The organism is Yersinia sp. 22-579, assembly GCF_030433455.1.
GTDB classification, from domain to species: Bacteria; Pseudomonadota; Gammaproteobacteria; order Enterobacterales; family Enterobacteriaceae; genus Yersinia; species Yersinia enterocolitica.
On record NZ_JAUJTZ010000002.1, the window covers coordinates 323,564 to 344,114 of the forward strand.

Sequence of the window (20,551 nt, forward strand, 5' to 3'; positions counted from 1 at the left end):
TTCAACATATTTTTCAGCTTTTATTTTGTTAAGTCGAGATAACGCTGATTGACTATCCCGACTCGGTTGATATTAGCTACAAAATAATAATCAGTTCGTACTCTCCACCGTCCAGCGCTAGCCGTAATCCATCCGGTTGAGAGGAGATAGGCGAGCCATTCAGTGTCGCAGAACTGATCTCCTGACAGCGCTGAGCCGGGCTTTCAACACGAATGGCATAGCGCGTGTTGGCAAGGTTAACAGTCGCTTCAAAACCTTGCCAACTGGCTGGAATGCAAGGATTAATGACTAACTCTTTTCCTTCTCGCCGAATCCCCAGAATACCTTCGATACCGGCACGATGCATCCAGCCTGCTGAGCCGGTATACCACGTCCAGCCACCACGCCCAACGTGAGGTGCGACAGAATAAACATCGGCAGCGACCACATAAGGTTCAACTTTGTAACGCTCAATTCCCGCCGGGGTATTCCCATGATTTATCGGATTAAGTAATGCAAACAAATCACGGGCTTTATCCCCCTCCCCTAACTCAGCAAAAGCAAAAATCACCCACATCGCAGCGTGACTATATTGGCCGCCATTTTCTCTTAATCCCGGTGGATAACCTTTAATATAACCGGGGTCGTCAGGGGTTTTATCGAACGGTGGAGTGAACAACAAGGCCATGCCATCGTTAGGGCGAATAAGATGATGTTCGAGCGAGGCCATCGCCTGCACTGCCCGCTGCGGATCTGCCGCTCCAGATAACACCGCCCATGATTGGGCGATAGAATCTATGCGGCACTCTTCGCACTCTTTGGCCCCCAACCAACTGCCGTTATCAAAGGTGGCACGTCGATACCACTCACCATCCCACGCTTCCCGCTCCAATGCCGAGATTAAGCCAGTAAGATGGTGTTGCCATTGGCTGGCCCGCTGCGGATCACGCTCTTTTGCCAGCGGAATAAACATTTTCAGCGTTGCCACCAGCAACCAACCTAGCCAAACACTTTCGCCTTTTCCTTCCTCACCAACCCGGTTCATCCCATCATTCCAGTCCCCCGTTCCCATCAATGGCAGACCCAGCTCTCCCGTCAGTTCAATACATTGATCCAAACCTTTGGCGCAGTGTTCAAACAGTGAGGCGGTTTCTTGCGCCACCAATGGCTGGAAAAAGGCATCGTGTTCGCCCGGATGCAATATCGGCCCTTCGAGGAAGGGTACAATTTCATCCAGTACCGCGCCGTCACCACTGACAAGAATATAAGTGGCTGTCGCATAAGAGAGCCATACCCGATCATCAGAGATTCGGGTACGCACTCCCTGCCCTGAATGTGGCAACCACCAGTGCTGGACATCGCCTTCAATAAATTGTCGCCCGGCCGCACGTAGCAGATGGTGACGAGTTGTCTCCGGCAGAGCAAAGGTGAGCGCCATACCATCTTGTAGTTGGTCACGGAATCCATAAGCGCCACTGGCTTGATAAAACGCCGACCGTGCCCAGACTCGGCATGCCAGTGTTTGATACAGCAGCCAACCATTGAGCATGATATCCATTTGCCTGTCCGGCGTTTTCACCTGAACCGCCTCCAACACCGTACGCCAGTATTCAATGACTTCAGTCAGTACGGCATCCAGATTGGCGGCGCGGTAGCGCATAATTAACGCCTGCGCGTCACTCACAGAAGGGCTCTGCCCCATAAACCAAACCACTTCAACCTGCTCACCGGCGGCCAGTTCAATGGTCTGCTGTAGCGCACTACAGGGATCGAATCCCGCCCCTGTCACGCCAGATAGTGGTACTTTTGCCAGCAGCGAAAATGGGGCAGCACTATTGCCATAATGGCCGAGGAACTCGCTGCGGTCAGCGGTCCAACGACTCTGCTGCCCATTGAGATCGGAAAAAGAAATTCTACCGGGGAAAGCGGTACTCCACGGATTACGCGCCAACATCGCGCCGGTTGTCTCATCCATTTCGGTGATAATAAATGGCCCGGTGGCACCGCGCGATGTCGCCAATACCCACTCGGCATAGGCCGTTACTGAGATACGCCGTGGTGTATCTGACATATTATGTAATGTCAGGCGAGATATTTTGATCGGGTCAGCCAACGGCACATATTGCAGCAGCGCCATACCAATACCATTAGCCTGATGCTCAAATCGGCTATAACCACGGCCATGTCGAGCAATGTAAGTGCCACCATCACGGATAGGCTGCGCCGTCGGGCTCCACAGTTGTCCGGAATCTTCATCGCGTAGATAGAGGCATTCACCAGATGAATCGATAACTGGATCATTTAACCACGGCGTGATCTGGTTTTCCCGACTGTTTTCAGCCCAGGTATAACCACTGCCGCTCGCGGAAACCTGGAAACCAAAGGCCTGATTAGCAATAACATTAATCCAGGGCGCCGGTGTATTTTCCCCGTCATTGAGGCAAGTGACATATTCCCGCCCCTGTTGAGCAAAGCCGCCCAGCCCATTAAAGAATTCTAAATTATCCGGTTGCGGTAATAATGTTTTCGCTAGTGGCAATTGTGCTGTTATCGGTGAATTAGCTGATTTAACCAGAGAAAATCCTGATTCTTTATCTTTATTAATCAATTTCTTATCATATGTGAATAATTTTTTAGCCGGCGGAATCCCCTTTTTATCCTGCGTGAATAATAGATGATTCAGTTGATTGCCCAATGTGCCATAACGGGCTGAGAGCACCACTCGCGCGACAGAGCGCAATAATGCGCGTGTTTCGGCACTCATCAGATCAGCTCGTAAAGCATATGCAGAACCCTGGCGAAGTTCATCACCAAAACGAGGGCGCGATTGGCTGCTGCGCACCGCAGTTTCAATGGCGATTTGCAGATCCTGTACATACGAAGAGGCTCGCTCGTTGATGATAACCAGATCAACAGCCAGACGTTTCATACGCCAGTATTCATGAGCGCGCAGTAGTTGCCGCACTTGCTCAATGTCTTCGATATCTTCAATACGCAGTAAGACTATCGGTAAATCGCCGGAGATTGATTGCGACCACAACATTGACTGGATTCCCGCGCCCCGCATGATAGTTGTGGACGGCGAGCGGAAGCGGGCATCGGCATACAAAATCGGCGCAGCCAGTTGCTGAAAATCAGCGGCTTCTTCCGCTTTAATTTCCAGATGACGCAATTGCACCTGAGCCTGAGTCCAGGCCAGTGTTTTAGCACGATCATACGCGCTACGGTCACGGTGTTTATCCACCATATCCAGCAAATCTTCTTTTGAAGAGGCAATCAGTGTCCAGAAAGAAACCGTGATAGTCTTACCGGCCGGAATCAGTAAGCTTTGGCGCAACGAGAATATCGGATCGAGCACTGTCCCAACCGTATTTGACAGTGCCCCCCCTGCTTGTAGTGCTGTTGAGGTGGCAACCCGATTACCACGGCCAATAAATTTTGCCCGGTCCGATTCATATTGCAATGCAGACATCGGCAAGCCATCAGCCACCGCAAAATGCGCCGCCCAGACCTGAGGCTCTTGCGCCGTCCGAGGCCGACGAGTGGCAATTAAGGCCCCCAACTCCGGTAAGAACTCGGTCACGACAAACATTTTGGCGAATGCCGGATGAGCATTGTCGGCCGAGGCTGTCGCAAGCACGACTTCAGCATAAGAGGTCAGTTCAATCTCGCGAGCACGGCGACCGGTGTTCAGCAACGAAACGCGACGAACTTCACCATCATCTTCACTGGAAATCAGTACATTCATGGTGCTGGTAAGTGTGCCATCGCGACAGATAAACTCAGCATGATCCTCACCAAAAATCACCTCACGATGCGCATTATCACTAGCGGCCAACTGTGCCCCAGCCGACCAACTGCGACCACTGCGTAAATCGCGCAGGAAAATGAAGGAACCGTAATCATCACAGGTAGCATCTTCTCGCCAGCGGGTGACGGCAACATCCAACCAGCGGCTATAGCCGGCCCCCGCGGTGGTCAACATCACAGCATAACGCCCGTTGGATAATAGATGAGTGACCGGTGGCCCGATAACCGGTGAAGACAGGCGACGCACTGTGGGCAACGCGCTGTCCGCCACCGCTGATAGCAACACCTCTTCGGTACGTGGGTAGGCAATGGCCACATTGCGCGGCATGCGCTCTTGTAGCAATAACTCACAGGCCTGAATCATCGGTTCATGATGGAAGCGATTACGCATCCGGCCCTGCTGCACGGTATTGGCGATAGCCACAATGGTCATCCCCTGATGGTGCGCCATATAGTTGCGCACCATCACCACCGGCTGGTTTTCTGGCAATCGGGAGCGCGTAAAGTCTAACGCTTCATAAAAACCATAACGCCCCAGTGCCCCCATATCGGCCAGCCGCTCATAGTTTTGCAATGCGCCGTGAGGGTCAATCATGGTAGCCAGCCCCGTCGCATAAGGCGCGATGACGGTATTTTCTGATAAGCCGCGTTTTAACCCAAGCCCCGGCACACCAAAATTAGAATATTGATAGGTAAACTCGATATCGCGCGCACTGTATGCCGACTCAGATATCCCCCACGGGATATTCAAGCTACGCCCATAAGCCTGTTGCCGTTCAACCACCAATTGATTGGTTTGCTCTAATAAGCTCCCTGCAGGTGCCCGCATCACTAATGACGGCATCAAATATTCGAACATCGAACCTGACCATGAAATCAGCGCCGCACCTTTGCCGATTGGGGTTGCAGCCCGCCCTAAACGGAACCAATGCCGCGTCGGCACATCCCCTTTGGCGATAGCGAACAAACTGGCAAGTCGCGCTTCAGAAGCCAGTAAGTCATAGCAACTCGGGTCAAGGCTGTTATCCACCAGCGAATAGCCGATAGACAGTAACTTGCGTTCGGGATCGAGTAGGAAAGCAAAATCCATCGCCAGCGCCATATGACGAGCTTCGGCTGCTAATTTGAGCAATCGGTCATTGACCTGCTCCTGCACCTCTTGGGTCAATTGTTGGTCATATTCATGTTCTGCGGCAGCAACAATCAGCGCCTCAATCCAATAACTCAAATCAATAAAGGCATGATCATCGATTGGGCGAGCGACACCGTGCACCATCGCAGTGGCTTTCGCCAACAGAGGTTTCAACGCCAGCGGTAACATTTCAGCTTCGCCAACATCTTTTAAATCCAGGCGAATTTGTTCCAGGACAGCCCAGAGTTTACGTTTAAAATCAGCATCACCCGGCGGGAGTTGCCTAAACGAAGCTTCAGCCAGCAACAGGTTATCCATCAACCCCTTGGCCCCGTTGGCCGCTAAGGGTTCTGCGGCCCACTCTTCACAGGTATTGGCCAGTACAATCAAATGCCCGGCCAGATTTCCACTGTCAACGGAGGAAACATAAGCCGGTTCCAGTGCGCGCAGATCTTGCGTCCCATACCAGTTAAAGAAATGCCCACGGAAACGCGCCAATTTATGAAAGGTTTCAAAAGTGGTTTCCAGCCGTATCAAAGTGCGATACGTCCCCGCCCAACCAAAATCACGGGCCACCACAGTTGAGAGCAAATACAGGCCCATATTCGTTGGGGATGTGCGGTGTGCCACCACCGGTTTTGGGTCCTCCTGAAAATTATCAGGCGGCAGCATATTCTCATCAGGCGTGACAAAAGTTTCGAAGAAACGCCAGGTACGGCGGGCGATCAGCCGCAGCTCGGGAATATCTTCCCCAGTCATCGGTTTATGCGATACCACCTGATGGGCGCGACTGGCCCACAATGCAATGGCAGGGGCAAACAGCCAAAGTAGCGCAAAAGGCAAAATCAACGGCCAGGTGGCGGGAGAGACAATCAGTGCAATGGCGGCCATCAGCAAACCGAATAATGTACCACCGGCCATATGGCGATAAAAACCGGCTAAACCGGGGCGCGGCTTGCCTGCGGATTGGGCCGCCGTCGTCCACTCCAATAAGTTCCGATGCGTTATAAACAGGCGAATCAGTGTGCGCCCAATAGCATCTGCCATTTGCCAGGCATGGTCAGCCAAAAAGACCAACGAAAGTAATATCTGGCTACCGGCGCGTTTGGCATCATCTAATAAAGAGCGTAAATGGTTACTAAGCCGAGTATTTTGAGATGGCCATAATGAGAACAAAATCGGCAATAAAGAGGGCAAGGCAGCCAACACTATCACCACTAGCACGCCAACCCATGCCGCTGGCATGGGGAGCATCCAACTGCCACCCAGCAACAACAGGGTAAAAGGGGCAACCAGTGAACGGCGCAGGTTATCAACCATCTTCCAACGCCCCAGCAGCGGGATACTTTGATTGCTTTTACTATGTTTGATAATGGATGGTTTAATGATGGATGGTTTGATAATCCAGGGCAGTAACTGCCAATCGCCCCGCGTCCAGCGGTGTTGGCGCTTGCTAACGACGTCATAGCGTGCCGGTGACTCTTCAACCACTTCAATATCTGAAGCTAAGCCTGCACGGGCAAAAACCCCCTCAAACAGATCATGGCTGAGTAAGGTATTGTCCGGCACCCTACCTGCCAGTGAGGCTTCAAACGCATCAACATCATAAATGCCTTTGCCGGTGTAGGAGCCTTCACCAAACATATCCTGATAAACATCTGAAACCGCAGCGGCATAAGGGTCGATACCGCCGGGGCCGGAAAAAGCCCATTGATACAATGAACCGCCTTTTCCCATTGGTAATGCCAGTGTCACTCGCGGCTGAAGAATGCCATAGCCATCAACAACTCGTTGTTGATCAACACTAAAGCGTGGCCGATTAAGTGGATGTGCCATTTTACCGATTAAACGCAGCGCCGCATCACGCGGAAGGCGGGTATCAGCATCCAGCGTAATCACATAACGAACCCCTGTGGGCACCTGCGGTTCACCAGCCGCAGTGGCAATAAATGAGGTATCTGTTGCTCCGCGTAACAGGCGGTTAAGCTCATGCAACTTGCCTCGCTTGCGCTCCCAGCCCATCCAGCGGTTTTCACTTTCATTAAATATGCGCTGACGATAAAGCAACAGGAAACGCGGGCCAGCCGGACCGGGGCCATATTGTTGATTTAGTCGGGCAATAGCTGCGTCAGCCAAAGCCAATAGTGGGCCATCACTCGGCAATACCTGCGTATCAGCATCAACCCCATCGAGCAGCAGCGCAAAAGTCAGAGAGCCGGTAGTACCCGACAAATGATGAACTTCCAGTTGCTCAATTTGCTCCAGTAAATCAGCTTTACTGGTTAACAATGTGGGCACCGCCACTAAGGTACGCAACTCATCGGGGACACCACTGGTCAGTTCCAGCCCCGGCAAAATCGTGGCACCAAAGCTCCAGGTAATAACGCGGTTAACCAACGCAGCTGCCACTTCAGTCGCCGGAATAAACCCGACTAAGGCAAATATCACCAACCATCCGACTGCCAAACCAGGGAAAGAGAGCGCCCACCATGCCAATGCCAGCAATCCCACCGTAACCAGTAAAATCGCCCCTATGTAACCGCCGACACCCAGACTGATACTCAGGCGGCTGAACCATAATCGCATTGAGGGGCTGAATCGGATCTGATTCTCTAATTCACGACGCCCAGCCCCAATTAAGTGATAACCGGGGTCACGGCAGCGATCGATATTTTCCGGTTCTGCGGTGGTTACCGCATTCTGCGCCGCTTGTAAGGCAAAGTTGGCAATCTCCAGTTCAGTGTAAGTCGAGCCACGGCATAATTGTTCTATGGCGCTGCGATACAGATTGCGGGTTTGAAAATCCATACTGGCAAAAGCGCTTCCCTGCCGTAAACATTCATCAACCAGACTGACACTCTCAAATAAATCAGCCCAATCAATATCCGAAATCATCCGCATACTGGTAATCACATTTCGGACCGAAACATTAGACGCCCCTTGACGTAATTGGGCATGCTGAACCACTTCGCTGATCGTGACTCCTTGTAACTTCAGGCGGTCTTCCAGCCATCCCAGTGCTGGTGTGGTGCGCGGATCTTGATCGCGCAGCCGTTTTGCCAGCTGAGATGCAAATTGTTCAGATAATGGCTCCGTTGAACGCATCGCAATATCGGACTCTAGCGCTAAGCGGCTATCCCCTGCTGCCAATAACCGATTTGCCAGTGCTTCGGCGTCTGCACGCGCTTTGCGCCCTTGCGTAATCTGGTCGGCAAGGCGGCGTAAGTTCTCTATCAGCACAATACGCAGTGTAATCGCGACCGCCCATAGCTCACCGATAGTCAGCGGTTGAACACGCTGATAGGCCATAATAAAACGGCACAATACCTCGGGGTCCAAATGGCTATCGGTATGTGCGACAAAGGCCCAGGTAATACCCAATACCCGCGGGTAACCAGCAAATGGCCCATCAGCCAGTTTGGGCAATTGGCGGTAATAGCCCGGCGGTAAATCGTCGCGAATCTCGCGGATCTGTTCTTCAACCAGATGATAATTATCCAGCAACCACTCAGCCGCAGGTACTACCGCACGACCTTTTTCTAACTCTGCGGCACTGGCCCGATATGCCGCCAGCAAGGTATTGGCATTATCATCCAGCCGCGCATGCAAAGTAGACACCCGGGGTGGATGGGGTGTTATCGACTGAGCTTTAGCAAGGCTTTCAGCATGTTGCTCCAACCGCTCGACACTGAATAACTCTTCCCTGACCGGCGCTAAATCATGCCAGGGTGTGACTGTAGTTCGTGATCCCAAAATGGATCTTTGCCCAAGAATAGTCTTTAGAAATGATTTCATAGGTACCTTTCTGGTCGGGTGCTCATACAGTCTTATGGCAATCTGTACAATAAAAAATCGGGGCGAGCCGCATGGTCTTGAACAGAAAACACCCTTACAGGCAGAATGCTGTCAAAGATGCTGAGTGAAGGTAGAAAGCAAAAGACTGATACATACAAACGAACAGTCAAAAAAGAGGCGAGTAAAGGCTGACGTTATGCATAAATATGCGACAGCGATAAAGCTGAATAGTATTAACTATAGCCCAAAGAAAGAAATACGGATTAGAGAATAAAATAAGGCAAATAAAACAAATGGTTATAAATATAGCCAGAGAGGGAATTGTCAGACCTGCTGTCTGGGTACAATGATTCAGGCAGCAGGTGTTTCAGAAACTAAATACTATCCTGGAATTTTCGCGCTTTGGCCGTTTGCTGTTTTTCCAGTTCAAAAATAGCCCGTTGCAATCCTTTTTCCTGGATGGGGCTTAAACGCGGGAATTTAAAACTCAAGCGCTGCACAGTGAGAGTTTCACCTTTGTTATTCACCACTTGTTTATCGATAGCTCGGATAAACTGCAAATCCAACTTAAAAATACCAAAACCACATAAATCGACTGACACATCACGCAGGATGCCACAATTCTGGACAGGGAATTCACTGCCTTTCACGGCATACACGCCCATTCCTCCCAAAGAAACATCAGCTAATGTGTATGAGAATTTACTACCATCAGCGAATTTGCCTGCACAATAATAGGCAGGCCATTGAGGAATATTGACCCGGAAATATTCCCGACGTTGAATAAAGTAAAGGCTGTCAGGAATGGAGGTACTGAAAGCGGGTAAAGATAAATACTGTATTTCTTTCAGTGGATTGCAGGTAAATTCAATTTTTGCGCCTGTCGGTTCTGCAATGATTGTCAGTTGGCTGGCAGCAAGTGCCGCAATATTCTCATGAGCTACACTGCCAAAATCAAAAATAAATTGATTTGTCTCAGGAACGACATCCAGAATACGGCTAATAAATTGCCCGCGAGCATGAACTATCATCACTGCGGTATCATTCTTCTTTAAATCACGAAGAATTGCACAGATCGCTAATTTATTGGTTTTTACAAAATTCTCTTTAGACGTTTCGCTCACCAGCCATCCCCATCTTTAATTTATTGCTCTGGCTACCCAGACTATTATTAATAAGCATATAAATATCAGAAATCGTTATCGGCAGATTTTGGCGAAACTTTAGTTATTATTTTATAAAATGAAATGTGAGTCCCTGGTGTGGCCACCGGCTGATTAGGCACACCGTTACAGCCTAAATAGACCGTAACGGTGTTTTGTCAGAGCTAATTCAAGGTCCAGTAGGATTTATTCGCTTCAATTAAATCGTCTAGAATCAGCTTCGCGACTTTGGCACTGGGGATAGTTTTGGACAATGTCAGTGCTTGCCACAATTTTTGGTAGGACTTTTCAATCCACGCATCTACCACCAATTTTTCTACCGCATGCTGCTGATATAACAGGCCACGCTGGAAAGTCGGAATATCACCAATAGCCAATGGTTCTACCCCCTCAGCGCCAACCAGACAAGGCACTTCCACCATCGCATCATTATCGAAATTACTGATAGCGCCTTTATTAGGCACAATCAATAACATGCGACGCTTGGTATTAAACGCAATGGCTTGTGCCAGATCGACGATATAAGACGCATGTTCATCAATTTTGAGTTGAGTATTGGCAGCACTCCCCTCTGCAATAATTTTACGGCACTCATCAAACACGAACTTTTCTCGGCCTTCCATCACTTCATTAGCTCGGGAATGGTCAGGTGAGGTATGTGCCACCATATCGTCGCCGTACAAATAATATTGCAAATAGGTATTTGGGAAGCTGCTGGGGTCTAGTGCAAAACTATCCCGTGCTTTAGCAAAAGTTTCATTCCAGCTGATCTCTTCTTTACCCTCACCTTGCTCATCAGCATAACCATATTGTCTGACGTGCTCGGCCAATTTCGGCATTAAGTCTTCGCCAGTGGCTTTATCACGTACCGAGCTCCACCAGCCAAAATGGTTGAGTCCGTAATAGCGAGTTTCTAAATCTGCCGCAGAAGGATAGTGCAGTATTTTAGCCATTGCCTCTTCAATACTGATAGGCATGTCACAAATATGATAAATACGAGCCGTTGGCCGTAAGCGGCGCGTCGCCTCAGCAACAATAGCAGCCGGGTTTGAGTAATTTAGCATCCAGGCATTCGGAGAATATTCCGTCATATAATCAAGAATCTCCAACACCCCGCTAATAGAACGCATACCATAGGCTATTCCCCCCGCGCCACAAGTCTCCTGCCCAACACAGCCATATTTCATTGGGATTTTTTCGTCTTTTTCACGCATCGGAAGTTTGCCTTGCCGAATATGTGCCATCACGAAATCAACTCCGCTAAAAGCAGATTTGGGGTCGGTGGTATAGGAGAACTTTATTCCGCTTGATTGCTCACGCAGAATAATCTCACAAGCTTTGGCGACAATCTCCTGGCGTGGGCCGTCATTGTCATACAGTTTTATTTCCGAAATAGGGAAACGATGTAAATTATCCAGTAGCATAAGAATAATGCCATGTGTATACGTTGAACCACCACCAGCAATCAAAATGGATGACTTTTTCATCTAAAAACTCCTTAATTCATCAACTCAGCAAATTGTTCATAAATATGCGTCACATTGTTGCCAACAATCACCTGCACATCATTGCCATTTTTATAAACCTCAATCGCGGAATAGGCTTTGAATGCAGTGCTGGGCTGAACCCGGCTAATGTCCTTTACCACTAATCTCAAACGAGTAAAGCAGTGGGTATAACTTGCAATATTATCTTTCCCACCAGCGGCTTCTAAATAAGCACTGGCACGCTGTTGGAACTCATTCCCCTGACTTTCGCCTTTTTGTTTATAATCTTGTTTTGAATAAAGCTTGAGATCACTATCTTCACGCCCCAAGGTTTTGAAATTAAATTTCAGAATCAAAACGCGGAATATCAGGAAATAAACACCACTAAAAATAAGGCCGACAATAATTTGGGTAATCATGACATTGGCGTGGTTACTGAACATTGGAATCCAGTTTTGTGTTGCCCACTCAAGTATTCCAGAACCAAAGTTCCCCACCACACCCAAGCTATACATCACCACGGTCATGGTGGCGGAAAGCATGGCATGGACTACAAATAACGCCGGAGCAATAAACAGGAAGGTAAAGTCCAGCGGTTCAGTAATACCGATAAACATGCTGGTAATCGTTGCCGGGATCAATAACCCCGCAACCTTGGCTTTATTTTCTGGTTTTGCCGTACTGTATATTGCCAACGCCATTCCCAAACCACCAAATACCGCCCCATTGCCCTGCATGGCAAAACCGCCAGCCGGGAACAGCTGTTTTAACGGTTCGGTCGATTGGCTGAATTCTTGTAAATGGGTTAGCCAATACAGTGTGGTACCACCAGATACAGCGACATCAGTATATTGGAAAGGGCTATAAACAAAGTGATGCAGGCCGGTAGGCAATAAGATCTTTTCCAGGAAGATATAACACCAGATACCAAAATTACCGGCATGCAAAATGAAACCTTGCAATGAAATCATGCCTAACTGCACTTTTGGCCACAGCATTAATGTTATAAAGGCCAGCGGCAGCATGACAATAAAACCAAGAATATTAACGAAGGCTGCGCCCTGGAAGATGCTGATATAGTCAGGTAATTCAGTTGAGTAATAGCGGTTATGTATCCAGGTCACCAGGCTGCCACACAGAATTGCACCAATCACACTGGTATCCAGCGTTTTAATTCCACCAATCATCGCCAGACCACTGGTACCGCCGGTCTCTTGTGCGAAATTAACCCCCCAATGTGCTCCCCAGACTTCACACATTGCCCCGAGGAAAGCATTAAAGGTCAGATAAGTAATTAATGAGACTAAACAGGCAGAGGCTGGTGCTTTATTTGCTAATTTAATAGGTAAGCCAACAGCAAATAACAACCCCATATTGTTGAATACCGTCCAGCCACCGGATTCAATAATTTTCAATAGTTGGAAAAATAGACCATCTGGGCTGGCAAAGGTTGGATTTTGTAGTACCAAAGATAGACCGACTATCATCCCGGCAAAAGGGAAGAGTAGCACCGCACCAAGCATTGCCCCGCCAAACCGATTAAACGAACTTAACATGACCGCTTCCCTCTTGAGTATAAACAGTCATCACTCTATGGAATCGGCAGGTTATGATTTGGCGATTGATAAAAATATGTGATCACGATTGCATTAAATCGTTAGTCACACTTGTATATTATTTCCTTAAAAGTTAGACATTTAAGCTATTTTTCATACCGACAAAATTTTATCAGCTATTTATCAATTAGTTGAAAACACATTCGTGATGAGCATCTCCACCAAAATAGGTATGAAAATGGTATATAAAAATCTAGTCACCAATATCCGAAAACTAATAAATCATCAGGATGTTTCTGTGGGTGATTGCTTGCCCTCTGAAATTCAGTTAGCTGAACGTTTTGGTGCGTCACGAATGACGGTCAGGAAGGCATTGGATGTTTTAATTCAGGATGGTTTATTAGAGCGTCAGCAAGGTCGGGGCACCTTTATTATCGGGAAAGATCTTAAACACGATAATAATCATCTGAACAGTTTTACTGAACACATGAAAATGCTCGGAAAAACACCCCATACGGAGGTATCTGAATTCAAAATCATTAGAGCTCCGCAGGCTATTGCCAGCCAATTAAATATCCAACAAGATGACAAAACATATTATATCAAGCGATTACGCTATGCCGATAAACAGATCATTCAGATAGAAGAAAGTTACTTACCAGTGACTCTGATGCCGGATTTAACCTACCACCATCTTGAATCATCAAAGTATGACTTTATTGAAAAACAGGCCAATTACCAAATTGAAGGTTGTCGGCAAACTTTTTTACCGATTGTTGCCAGTCAGGAATTCGCTTTGCAGCTTCATTGTGATCCGCGTACGTTATTGCTGCAACTATTGGCGGTATCGAATACCACGGATGGGGTGATTGTGGATTTCTCGGTAATTACCTTTAACCCGGTTGATTATAAAATCAGTTATTATCTTAAACGCCACCCGCTGGATTAAATTTAAAAATAAAGCGACATTGGCGGATGCCAAATATCGCTTTACTGAATAACGCCGATTCGTAATAAATTAGCTACGAACTAAATCATCGCCGTAACCAATCCACTTATAGGTTGTCAATGCATCCAACCCCATTGGGCCACGAGCATGGAGTTTTTGTGTGCTGACTGCCACTTCTGCGCCCAAGCCAAACTGCCCACCATCAGTGAAACGCGTGCTGGCATTGACATAAACGGCTGATGAATCAACCGCGCGAACAAAATGTTCAGCATTGCCGAGTGAGCGCGTCAAAATAGCATCAGAATGACTGGTGCCATGTTCACGGATATGGTCGATGGCTGCATTAATGTCAGCCACAATCTCCACATTGAGATCCAGAGATAGCCATTCATCATCATAATCAGCAGCTTCTACCGCCACGACCCTGGCTTTACCTTCCGCCAAAAACGGCATAGCTTGCGGGCTGGCATGCAGCGTCACACCAAAGGCATGCATTCTGTCACTCAATACCGGTAGGAAACGCGCGGCAATTTCTTGGTGGACAAGCAAGGTTTCCAATGAGTTACATGCACTTGGCCGCTGAATTTTAGCGTTTTCAATCACTAACAAGGCTTTTTCAAAATCAGCGCTTTCATCGACAAAAGTATGGCAAACACCGATGCCGCCGGTGATAACCGGAATTGTCGATTGCTCACGACACAATTTATGTAAGCCCGCTCCGCCGCGTGGAATCAACATGTCGATATAGTTGTCCATCCGCAGTAATTGAGTCACTAATTCACGATCCGGGCTTTCAATCGCCTGCACCGCAGCGGGTGGTAAACCACATTGCTCCAGCGCTTGCTGGATAACTTTTACTGTTGCCTGATTGGTGTGATGCGTCTCTTTACCGCCACGCAAAATAACCGCGTTGCCGGTTTTCAAGCATAAACTGGCCACATCAATCGTCACATTAGGGCGTGCTTCATAAATGACACCAATCACTCCCAGCGGGACGCGACGGCGCTCAAGTTTCAAACCACTGTCGAGTAAGCTACCGTCAATAACCCGGCCAACAGGGTCATTCAGGCGACATACCTGACGCACATCATTAGCAATGGCGGCTAAACGTGCAGGACTTAGCAGCAATCTGTCCAGCAACGCCTCACTCATACCGCTGTCACGGGCAGCCGCCATATCTTGTTCATTGGCCTGTAAAATGGCCTGACTTTCAGATTCCAGCAGATTGGCAATCACGGCCAAAGCTTGATTCTTCTTTGCCGTACTCAACATTGCCAATTGCCAGGAAGCCTGTTTAGCGGCTTTCCCCATCTGTTCCAGCATGCTCATGCTTGCTCCTTAGCTGACAATCATATCGTCACGATGAACAGCCACCGGGCCATATTCATACCCGAGGATTTCACTGATTTGTTGCGAATGGTGCCCCGCCAGCATACGTAAGGCATCACTGTTATAGCGCGACACGCCGTGAGCCAAATCGCGCCCACTGAGATTACGAATACGAATAACTTCGCCGCGCGAGAAGTTCCCCACCACACTGCGAATGCCTTTTGGTAGCAACGAGCTGCCGCGCTCCATTATCGCGGTTACCGCGCCATCATCGACGGTAATTTCACCGGCTGGCGGTGCACCAAAGATCCACCGTTTGCGGTTTTCCAGTGGTGTTTCAAGAGCGTGGAATCGAGTGCCAACTGGCGTTCCCTCAATCACGTCAGCAATAACACCCACCTGACTACCCGCAGCAATCACGACATCAATACCGGCACGACAAGCAACATCAGCAGCCTGCAATTTTGTCGCCATGCCACCGGTGCCAAGACCAGAGACACTATCGCCTGCAATCCCGCGCAAAGCATCATCAATACCGTGCACTTCGCGAATTAATTCAGCTTGCGGATTATTACGTGGATCAGCCGTGTATAGCCCGGCCTGGTCTGTCAGCAGCAGCAATTTATCGGCACCAGCCAGAATCGCCGCCAATGCAGAGAGATTATCGTTATCGCCAACTTTGATTTCAGCAGTGGCAACTGCATCATTCTCATTGATAACCGGCACTATGCGGTTATCCAGCAAAGCATTCATGGTGTCGCGGGCATTTAAAAACCGCTCACGATCTTCTAAATCAGCACGGGTCAGCAACATCTGGCCGATATGAATGCCATAGATTGAGAACAGTTGTTCCCAAAGCTGAATGAGCCGGCTCTGCCCGACAGCGGCGAGTAATTGCTTTGAAGCAATAGTGGCGGGTAATTCTGGATAACCCAGGTGTTCACGCCCTGCTGCAATGGCACCAGAGGTGACAATAACAATACGATGACCTTTTGCGTGTTGCTGGGCGCACTGGCGCACCAGTTCAACAATATGGGCACGATTAAGACGACGGGAACCGCCAGTCAGGACACTCGTCCCCAATTTCACAACCAATGTCTGGCTGCCACTCATAATTTTTCTGCCGTTGGGATGTAAGAATAAAAGAAAGGGTATAGGAGTCTTTTTAACAGGTGGGAGACGTTATGCCAAGCACTTTGCGGATCAGCGTCTTAATTGGCATTGCAGGTTAGGTACAAACCTGCAATGCCAGTTAAACAGGTCTATTTTTATGCCGACAACTTAACCGGCTGCTCGCTAAAATCTTGTGCTGGCTCCAATCTCATTTCAATGGAAGTCAGCATCTCGGCGAGGCGTTTATGGAAACCACGTAATGTAGTCTCCAGTTTCTCTTGTACTTCAGGATCTTTAATCTTTTCAGCTTTCCAGTTGCCATCTTTATTAAACAGGCCGAGCTGGTAAACATAGGTGAAATGATCAGCCGCAGGTTCCAGCTCTATCCACCATCCCCAGAACTCACGCTTCTCTGGAGCAAGCTTCACATTGACGCACACAGCCAAACAATCAAAGAAAAATCGGTCGTTCTGGCACTGCCCTTCACGCAGGTATGGCCCTAAAGCTGCAAAACGTTTCATAAGCTTGCTTTTAGGATGAGCACTGGTTGACGTCATTCTTAAATCTCCTTATGTAGACTCACCTTTTTAGCAAACTGTTAAAAATTAGCAACTCATTAACGCATTTTATCTTCTAACCACTGGCTGGTTTGCAATAATGCGCGATGGAAATTGTCATACAGCGGTGTTGATGATATGGGTAATAATTTGCCATCGGCAGAAGAAGAACAAATGAGTTTAGCTTCCTCTTTCGGGCTGAAAGGGTCGTTTTCCCAGAAACCAGCCAACATCGGAGTTTGGCAACGCCGCCCCAATAATCCTTGGGTTTTTAAAGAGTAGCGGTTCATTTCTGCTCTGAGTATTTCATCCGCAGCATCTGCCATGCCCAAACGACTGGCCATCACATCCATATACATATCAGGCATTTTGCGCTGGCTATCCGCGTTGCACAAAAGATGATGCACAATTGGCCCGAGGCACGCCACTGCGCGCACACGCTGTGGTTCCAGATACCCCAGACGTACCGCCACGTTGGCACCGAAACGAAAACCAAAAACACTGACGCGTAGGTGATCAATCCACGGAATATTGGGCAATGCTTGCAACACTTGCTGATGCAGGAAGCTGGTGTCCTGAGTGAGTTTCCACTTTGATGAAGCCCCGACGGATGGCAGATCGATGGTCAACATCGCTATTCCTTTGGGGGCCAGATAGTCGCGGAACAGGCGATGATAATCACTTTGCAAAGTATCCAGCCCACCGCACATCAGTACGGTTGGAAATGGTGCACTGCCGATAGTCGGCATATGCAGGAACCCGGTAAGCGTACCGCCATCAGAAATATCAAAACTGAGTTCTTTCAAGGTGTAAGGCAGATGTTTAGCCGCTTCTTCATATGCGCGATTAGACAGCACCTCTACTTGCTCGGCCAACTCATCCCCTTTCAGATGTGGATAACCGGCAATGCTGTATAAATTTGCCGCATTCAACCAATACTGGCCAGCATTCATTGGGTCAGCTTCTTCCATGGCTTTTTGTTGCCACTGCATCCCCTGATGGGCCCATTCATAAATCCAGTTACCATTGCGGTAACCCACAACAGTATCGAGCAGTTCGTTATCGCTGTGTTCCGCTTTAGAGCAAGCAATGCGTGACAATACCTCTTCGATTTCAAGCGGATCGACACCACGCCAGGTCCAGATTAGGCGGTTGATCATGCGGTACCAATGACTGGTGGTGTCACCATCCAGCGCCGAATGAACATTCATTGCCTGATTGCAGTGGGCGTGCCGCACTAGCGTTGAGGTTTCAGGATGCTTAAATTTTGGTTTGAACAGAATTTCAGAAAGGTTGGCTTGTGCCATGATAACAATAGCCTCCATAAGCCGTGATTCAAGCCCGTTAGGGCTGGTCAGATGGAGTCAAGTGTACTCATACTGCGGGGAAAATGAAACGCCCGGTAGGCACCGGGCATTGAAAGCGAACTAAATTACTTACCGCTTAGTGGGGCAACGAAGGTTACCGCCATATCCCAAGGCTGTTCAATCCAGGTACCCTGCGGAATATCAACCACATAGTCATCAACTAATGGGCGTCCAGCAGGTTTGGCAAAAATGGTGACAAAATGTGCTTTCGGATACATTTCGCGGATAGCTTTCGCGGTACCGCCAGTATCAACTAAGTCATCAATCACAATAAAGCCTTCACCATCGCCTTCAGCACGTTTCAGGACTTTAAGCTCGCCTTGGTTATCATGGTTATAGCTGGCGATGCAAACGGTGTCGACATAACGAATACCCAGCTCACGCGCCAGAATACCCGCTGGTACTAAGCCACCACGGCTAACCGCGATGATGCCTTTCCATTGATCAGCAGGCAATAAGCGACTTGCCAATTTGCGGGCGTGAATTTGCAACATATCCCAGGTAACAACGTATTTTTCGCTCATAAAGTGTAATCCCAGCCAGTATAGAAGTGGCTTGCCATGGTTCAGAAGGGGAAAAAAGGTTGCGCGAGATTATAGAGAGCCAGCCGGATAAAAACCAGCAATTATCCGGCTAATTAATCAGGTTAGTTACAGTTATTGTGCGGCGATACGCGCGTAATACTAATGAAAGTGATATTCTCAAACTATCTCGCCATCTTAATGGCGGTGTATCACCACCCTTAAAATCTTTAGTCATCAACCCAATAGCATCTCTGACATCTCTACTGTGAGGTTGCCGATATGAGAATGCTGTTACAGGAGACTTACAGTGTCTGAACTGTCTCAACTTTCGCCTCAGCCGTTGTGGGATATTTTCGCCAAAATCTGCTCGATCCCTCATCCGTCTTACCATGAAGAAGCGCTAGCGCAACATATTATGACCTGGGCCAAAGAAAAAGGTCTGCATGCCGAGCGTGATAAGGTCGGTAATATCCTGTTGCGTAAGCCTGCTACCAAGGGGATGGAGAACCGCAAGCCCGTTGCCCTGCAAGCCCATTTGGATATGGTTCCGCAGAAGAATAATGATACGGTGCATGACTTTACCAAAGATCCTATTCAGCCTTATATCGACGGTGAATGGGTTAAAGCCCGTGGCACCACATTAGGTGCAGATAATGGCATTGGTATGGCCTCCGCGCTGGCGGTACTGTCTGACGATAACGTCGAGCATGGTCCGTTGGAAGTGCTGCTGACCATGACCGAAGAAGCCGGTATGGATGGCGCATTTGGTCTGCAACCTAACTGGTTACAAGCCGATATTTTAATTAATACCGACTCCGAGCAGGAAGGCGAAATCTATATGGGTTGCGCCGGTGGTATTGATTTTATTACCACTTTAGCGCTAAAGCGCGAAGCAATCCCCGCCGGTTATCAGACGCTGAAACTGACGATTAAGGGTTTGAAAGGTGGTCACTCAGGAGCTGACATCCATTTAGGACTCGGCAATGCCAATAAACTGCTGGCTCGTTTCCTGTTCGATCATGCCAAAGAATTAGACCTGCGGGTACTGGATTTGAATGGCGGCACCCTGCGTAATGCCATCCCACGTGAAGGTTCTGTGACTCTGGCAATTGCCCCAGACAAAGTCGATCAGCTGAAAAGCCTGAGCCAAGAGTACCTGGCCACCTTGAAAAATGAGCTAGCCGCAGTTGAAAAAAATCTGACTGTACTGCTTGAACCACTATCTATTAATGACAAAGCTATTGATGCCAAAGCGCTGACCAAAGAGACGCAGCAGCGCCTGATCGCTTTATTGAATGCCACACCAAATGGTGTCATTCGTATGAGTGATGCGGTGAAAGGCGTGGTTGAGACCTCACTGAATGTGGGTGTAGTGACCATGAATGAAAACGAAGCAGAAATCATTTGCCTGATTCGTTCCCTGATCGACAGCGGTAAAGATTATGTCGTCGGCATGCTGACGGCTATTGGTCAGTTGGCTGGCGCTGAAACTTCACCGAAAGGCGGCTACCCTGGCTGGCAGCCAGATCCAAGCTCACCGGTGATGGCGCTGGTGCGGGAAACCTACCAAAAGCTGTTTAACAAAACACCTAATATCATGGTGATTCATGCGGGTCTGGAATGTGGTTTGTTCAAGAAACCTTATCCAGATATGGATATGGTGTCGATTGGGCCAACCATGACTGGGCCACATTCACCGGATGAACAAGTTCATATCGAAAGCGTGGGTCAATATTGGCAATTACTGACGGCGCTGCTGAAAGCAATTCCTGAGCGCGCATAAGCTGAAT

Annotated in this window: 11 protein-coding genes; 2 read left to right on the plus strand and 9 right to left on the minus strand. The window is 48.6% G+C overall.

Annotated features, from left to right (window positions below; genetic code table 11):
• Positions 1–76 precede the first annotated feature (76 nt).
• From QSV56_RS03850 to QSV56_RS03865, 4 genes are all read right to left on the minus strand, one after another.
• Entirely contained in the window at positions 77–8,716 is an 8,640-nt protein-coding gene (locus tag QSV56_RS03850) for a glucoamylase family protein (protein WP_301210802.1), read from the minus strand.
• Positions 8,717–9,090: 374 nt separating this feature from the next.
• A complete protein-coding gene (locus QSV56_RS03855) occupies positions 9,091–9,840 on the minus strand; it encodes a flagellar brake protein (RefSeq protein WP_019081343.1) in 750 nt (249 codons plus the stop codon).
• Between the two features lie 203 nt (positions 9,841–10,043).
• A complete protein-coding gene (locus tag QSV56_RS03860) occupies positions 10,044–11,366 on the minus strand; it encodes a 6-phospho-alpha-glucosidase (RefSeq protein ID WP_019081344.1) in 1,323 nt (440 codons plus the stop codon).
• Between the two features lie 11 nt (positions 11,367–11,377).
• The gene (locus QSV56_RS03865; protein WP_050298526.1) at positions 11,378–12,922 is read right to left on the minus strand and encodes an alpha-glucoside-specific PTS transporter subunit IIBC; all 1,545 of its coding nucleotides are present in this window, start codon (positions 12,920–12,922) and stop codon (positions 11,378–11,380) included.
• A 238-nt stretch (positions 12,923–13,160) separates the two neighbouring features.
• Between QSV56_RS03865 and QSV56_RS03870 the strand changes: the two genes are divergently transcribed.
• The gene (locus tag QSV56_RS03870) at positions 13,161–13,871 is read left to right on the plus strand and encodes a GntR family transcriptional regulator (protein ID WP_019081347.1); all 711 of its coding nucleotides are present in this window, start codon (positions 13,161–13,163) and stop codon (positions 13,869–13,871) included.
• A 69-nt stretch (positions 13,872–13,940) separates the two neighbouring features.
• On the opposite strand, the gene proA is transcribed toward QSV56_RS03870, so the two are convergent.
• From proA to gpt, 5 genes are all read right to left on the minus strand, one after another.
• Positions 13,941–15,194, minus strand: coding sequence for a glutamate-5-semialdehyde dehydrogenase (proA, locus tag QSV56_RS03875; RefSeq protein WP_032901182.1), 1,254 nt, complete (start codon positions 15,192–15,194; stop codon positions 13,941–13,943).
• Between the two features lie 15 nt (positions 15,195–15,209).
• Positions 15,210–16,313, minus strand: a complete 1,104-nt coding sequence (proB, locus tag QSV56_RS03880; RefSeq protein ID WP_005167536.1) for a glutamate 5-kinase — start codon at positions 16,311–16,313, stop codon at positions 15,210–15,212.
• Between the two features lie 155 nt (positions 16,314–16,468).
• A complete protein-coding gene (crl, locus tag QSV56_RS03885; protein ID WP_019081349.1) occupies positions 16,469–16,870 on the minus strand; it encodes a sigma factor-binding protein Crl in 402 nt (133 codons plus the stop codon).
• A 59-nt stretch (positions 16,871–16,929) separates the two neighbouring features.
• Positions 16,930–18,177 carry an esterase FrsA gene (gene frsA / locus QSV56_RS03890; RefSeq protein WP_019081350.1) on the minus strand — a complete coding sequence of 416 codons (1,248 nt, stop codon included), beginning with the start codon at positions 18,175–18,177 and terminating at the stop codon, positions 16,930–16,932.
• 125 nt (positions 18,178–18,302) lie between these two features.
• Entirely contained in the window at positions 18,303–18,761 is a 459-nt protein-coding gene (gene gpt / locus QSV56_RS03895; RefSeq protein ID WP_019081351.1) for a xanthine phosphoribosyltransferase, read from the minus strand.
• Positions 18,762–19,068: 307 nt separating this feature from the next.
• On the opposite strand from gpt, the gene pepD reads away from it, so the two are divergent.
• Positions 19,069–20,544, plus strand: coding sequence for a beta-Ala-His dipeptidase (gene pepD, locus QSV56_RS03900; protein ID WP_019081352.1), 1,476 nt, complete (start codon positions 19,069–19,071; stop codon positions 20,542–20,544).
• Positions 20,545–20,551 lie beyond the last annotated feature (7 nt).

Coding starts and splice junctions, on each gene's coding strand:
- QSV56_RS03850 (WP_301210802.1), bottom strand. CDS start 8,716: ATGAAATCATTTCTAAAGACTATTCTTGGGCAAAGATCCATTTTGGGA.
- QSV56_RS03860 (WP_019081344.1), bottom strand. CDS start 11,366: ATGAAAAAGTCATCCATTTTGATTGCTGGTGGTGGTTCAACGTATACA.
- QSV56_RS03865 (WP_050298526.1), bottom strand. CDS start 12,922: ATGTTAAGTTCGTTTAATCGGTTTGGCGGGGCAATGCTTGGTGCGGTG.
- QSV56_RS03870 (WP_019081347.1), top strand. CDS start 13,161: ATGGTATATAAAAATCTAGTCACCAATATCCGAAAACTAATAAATCAT.
- proA (WP_032901182.1), bottom strand. CDS start 15,194: ATGCTGGAACAGATGGGGAAAGCCGCTAAACAGGCTTCCTGGCAATTG.
- proB (WP_005167536.1), bottom strand. CDS start 16,313: ATGAGTGGCAGCCAGACATTGGTTGTGAAATTGGGGACGAGTGTCCTG.
- crl (WP_019081349.1), bottom strand. CDS start 16,870: ATGACGTCAACCAGTGCTCATCCTAAAAGCAAGCTTATGAAACGTTTT.
- frsA (WP_019081350.1), bottom strand. CDS start 18,177: ATGGCACAAGCCAACCTTTCTGAAATTCTGTTCAAACCAAAATTTAAG.
- gpt (WP_019081351.1), bottom strand. CDS start 18,761: ATGAGCGAAAAATACGTTGTTACCTGGGATATGTTGCAAATTCACGCC.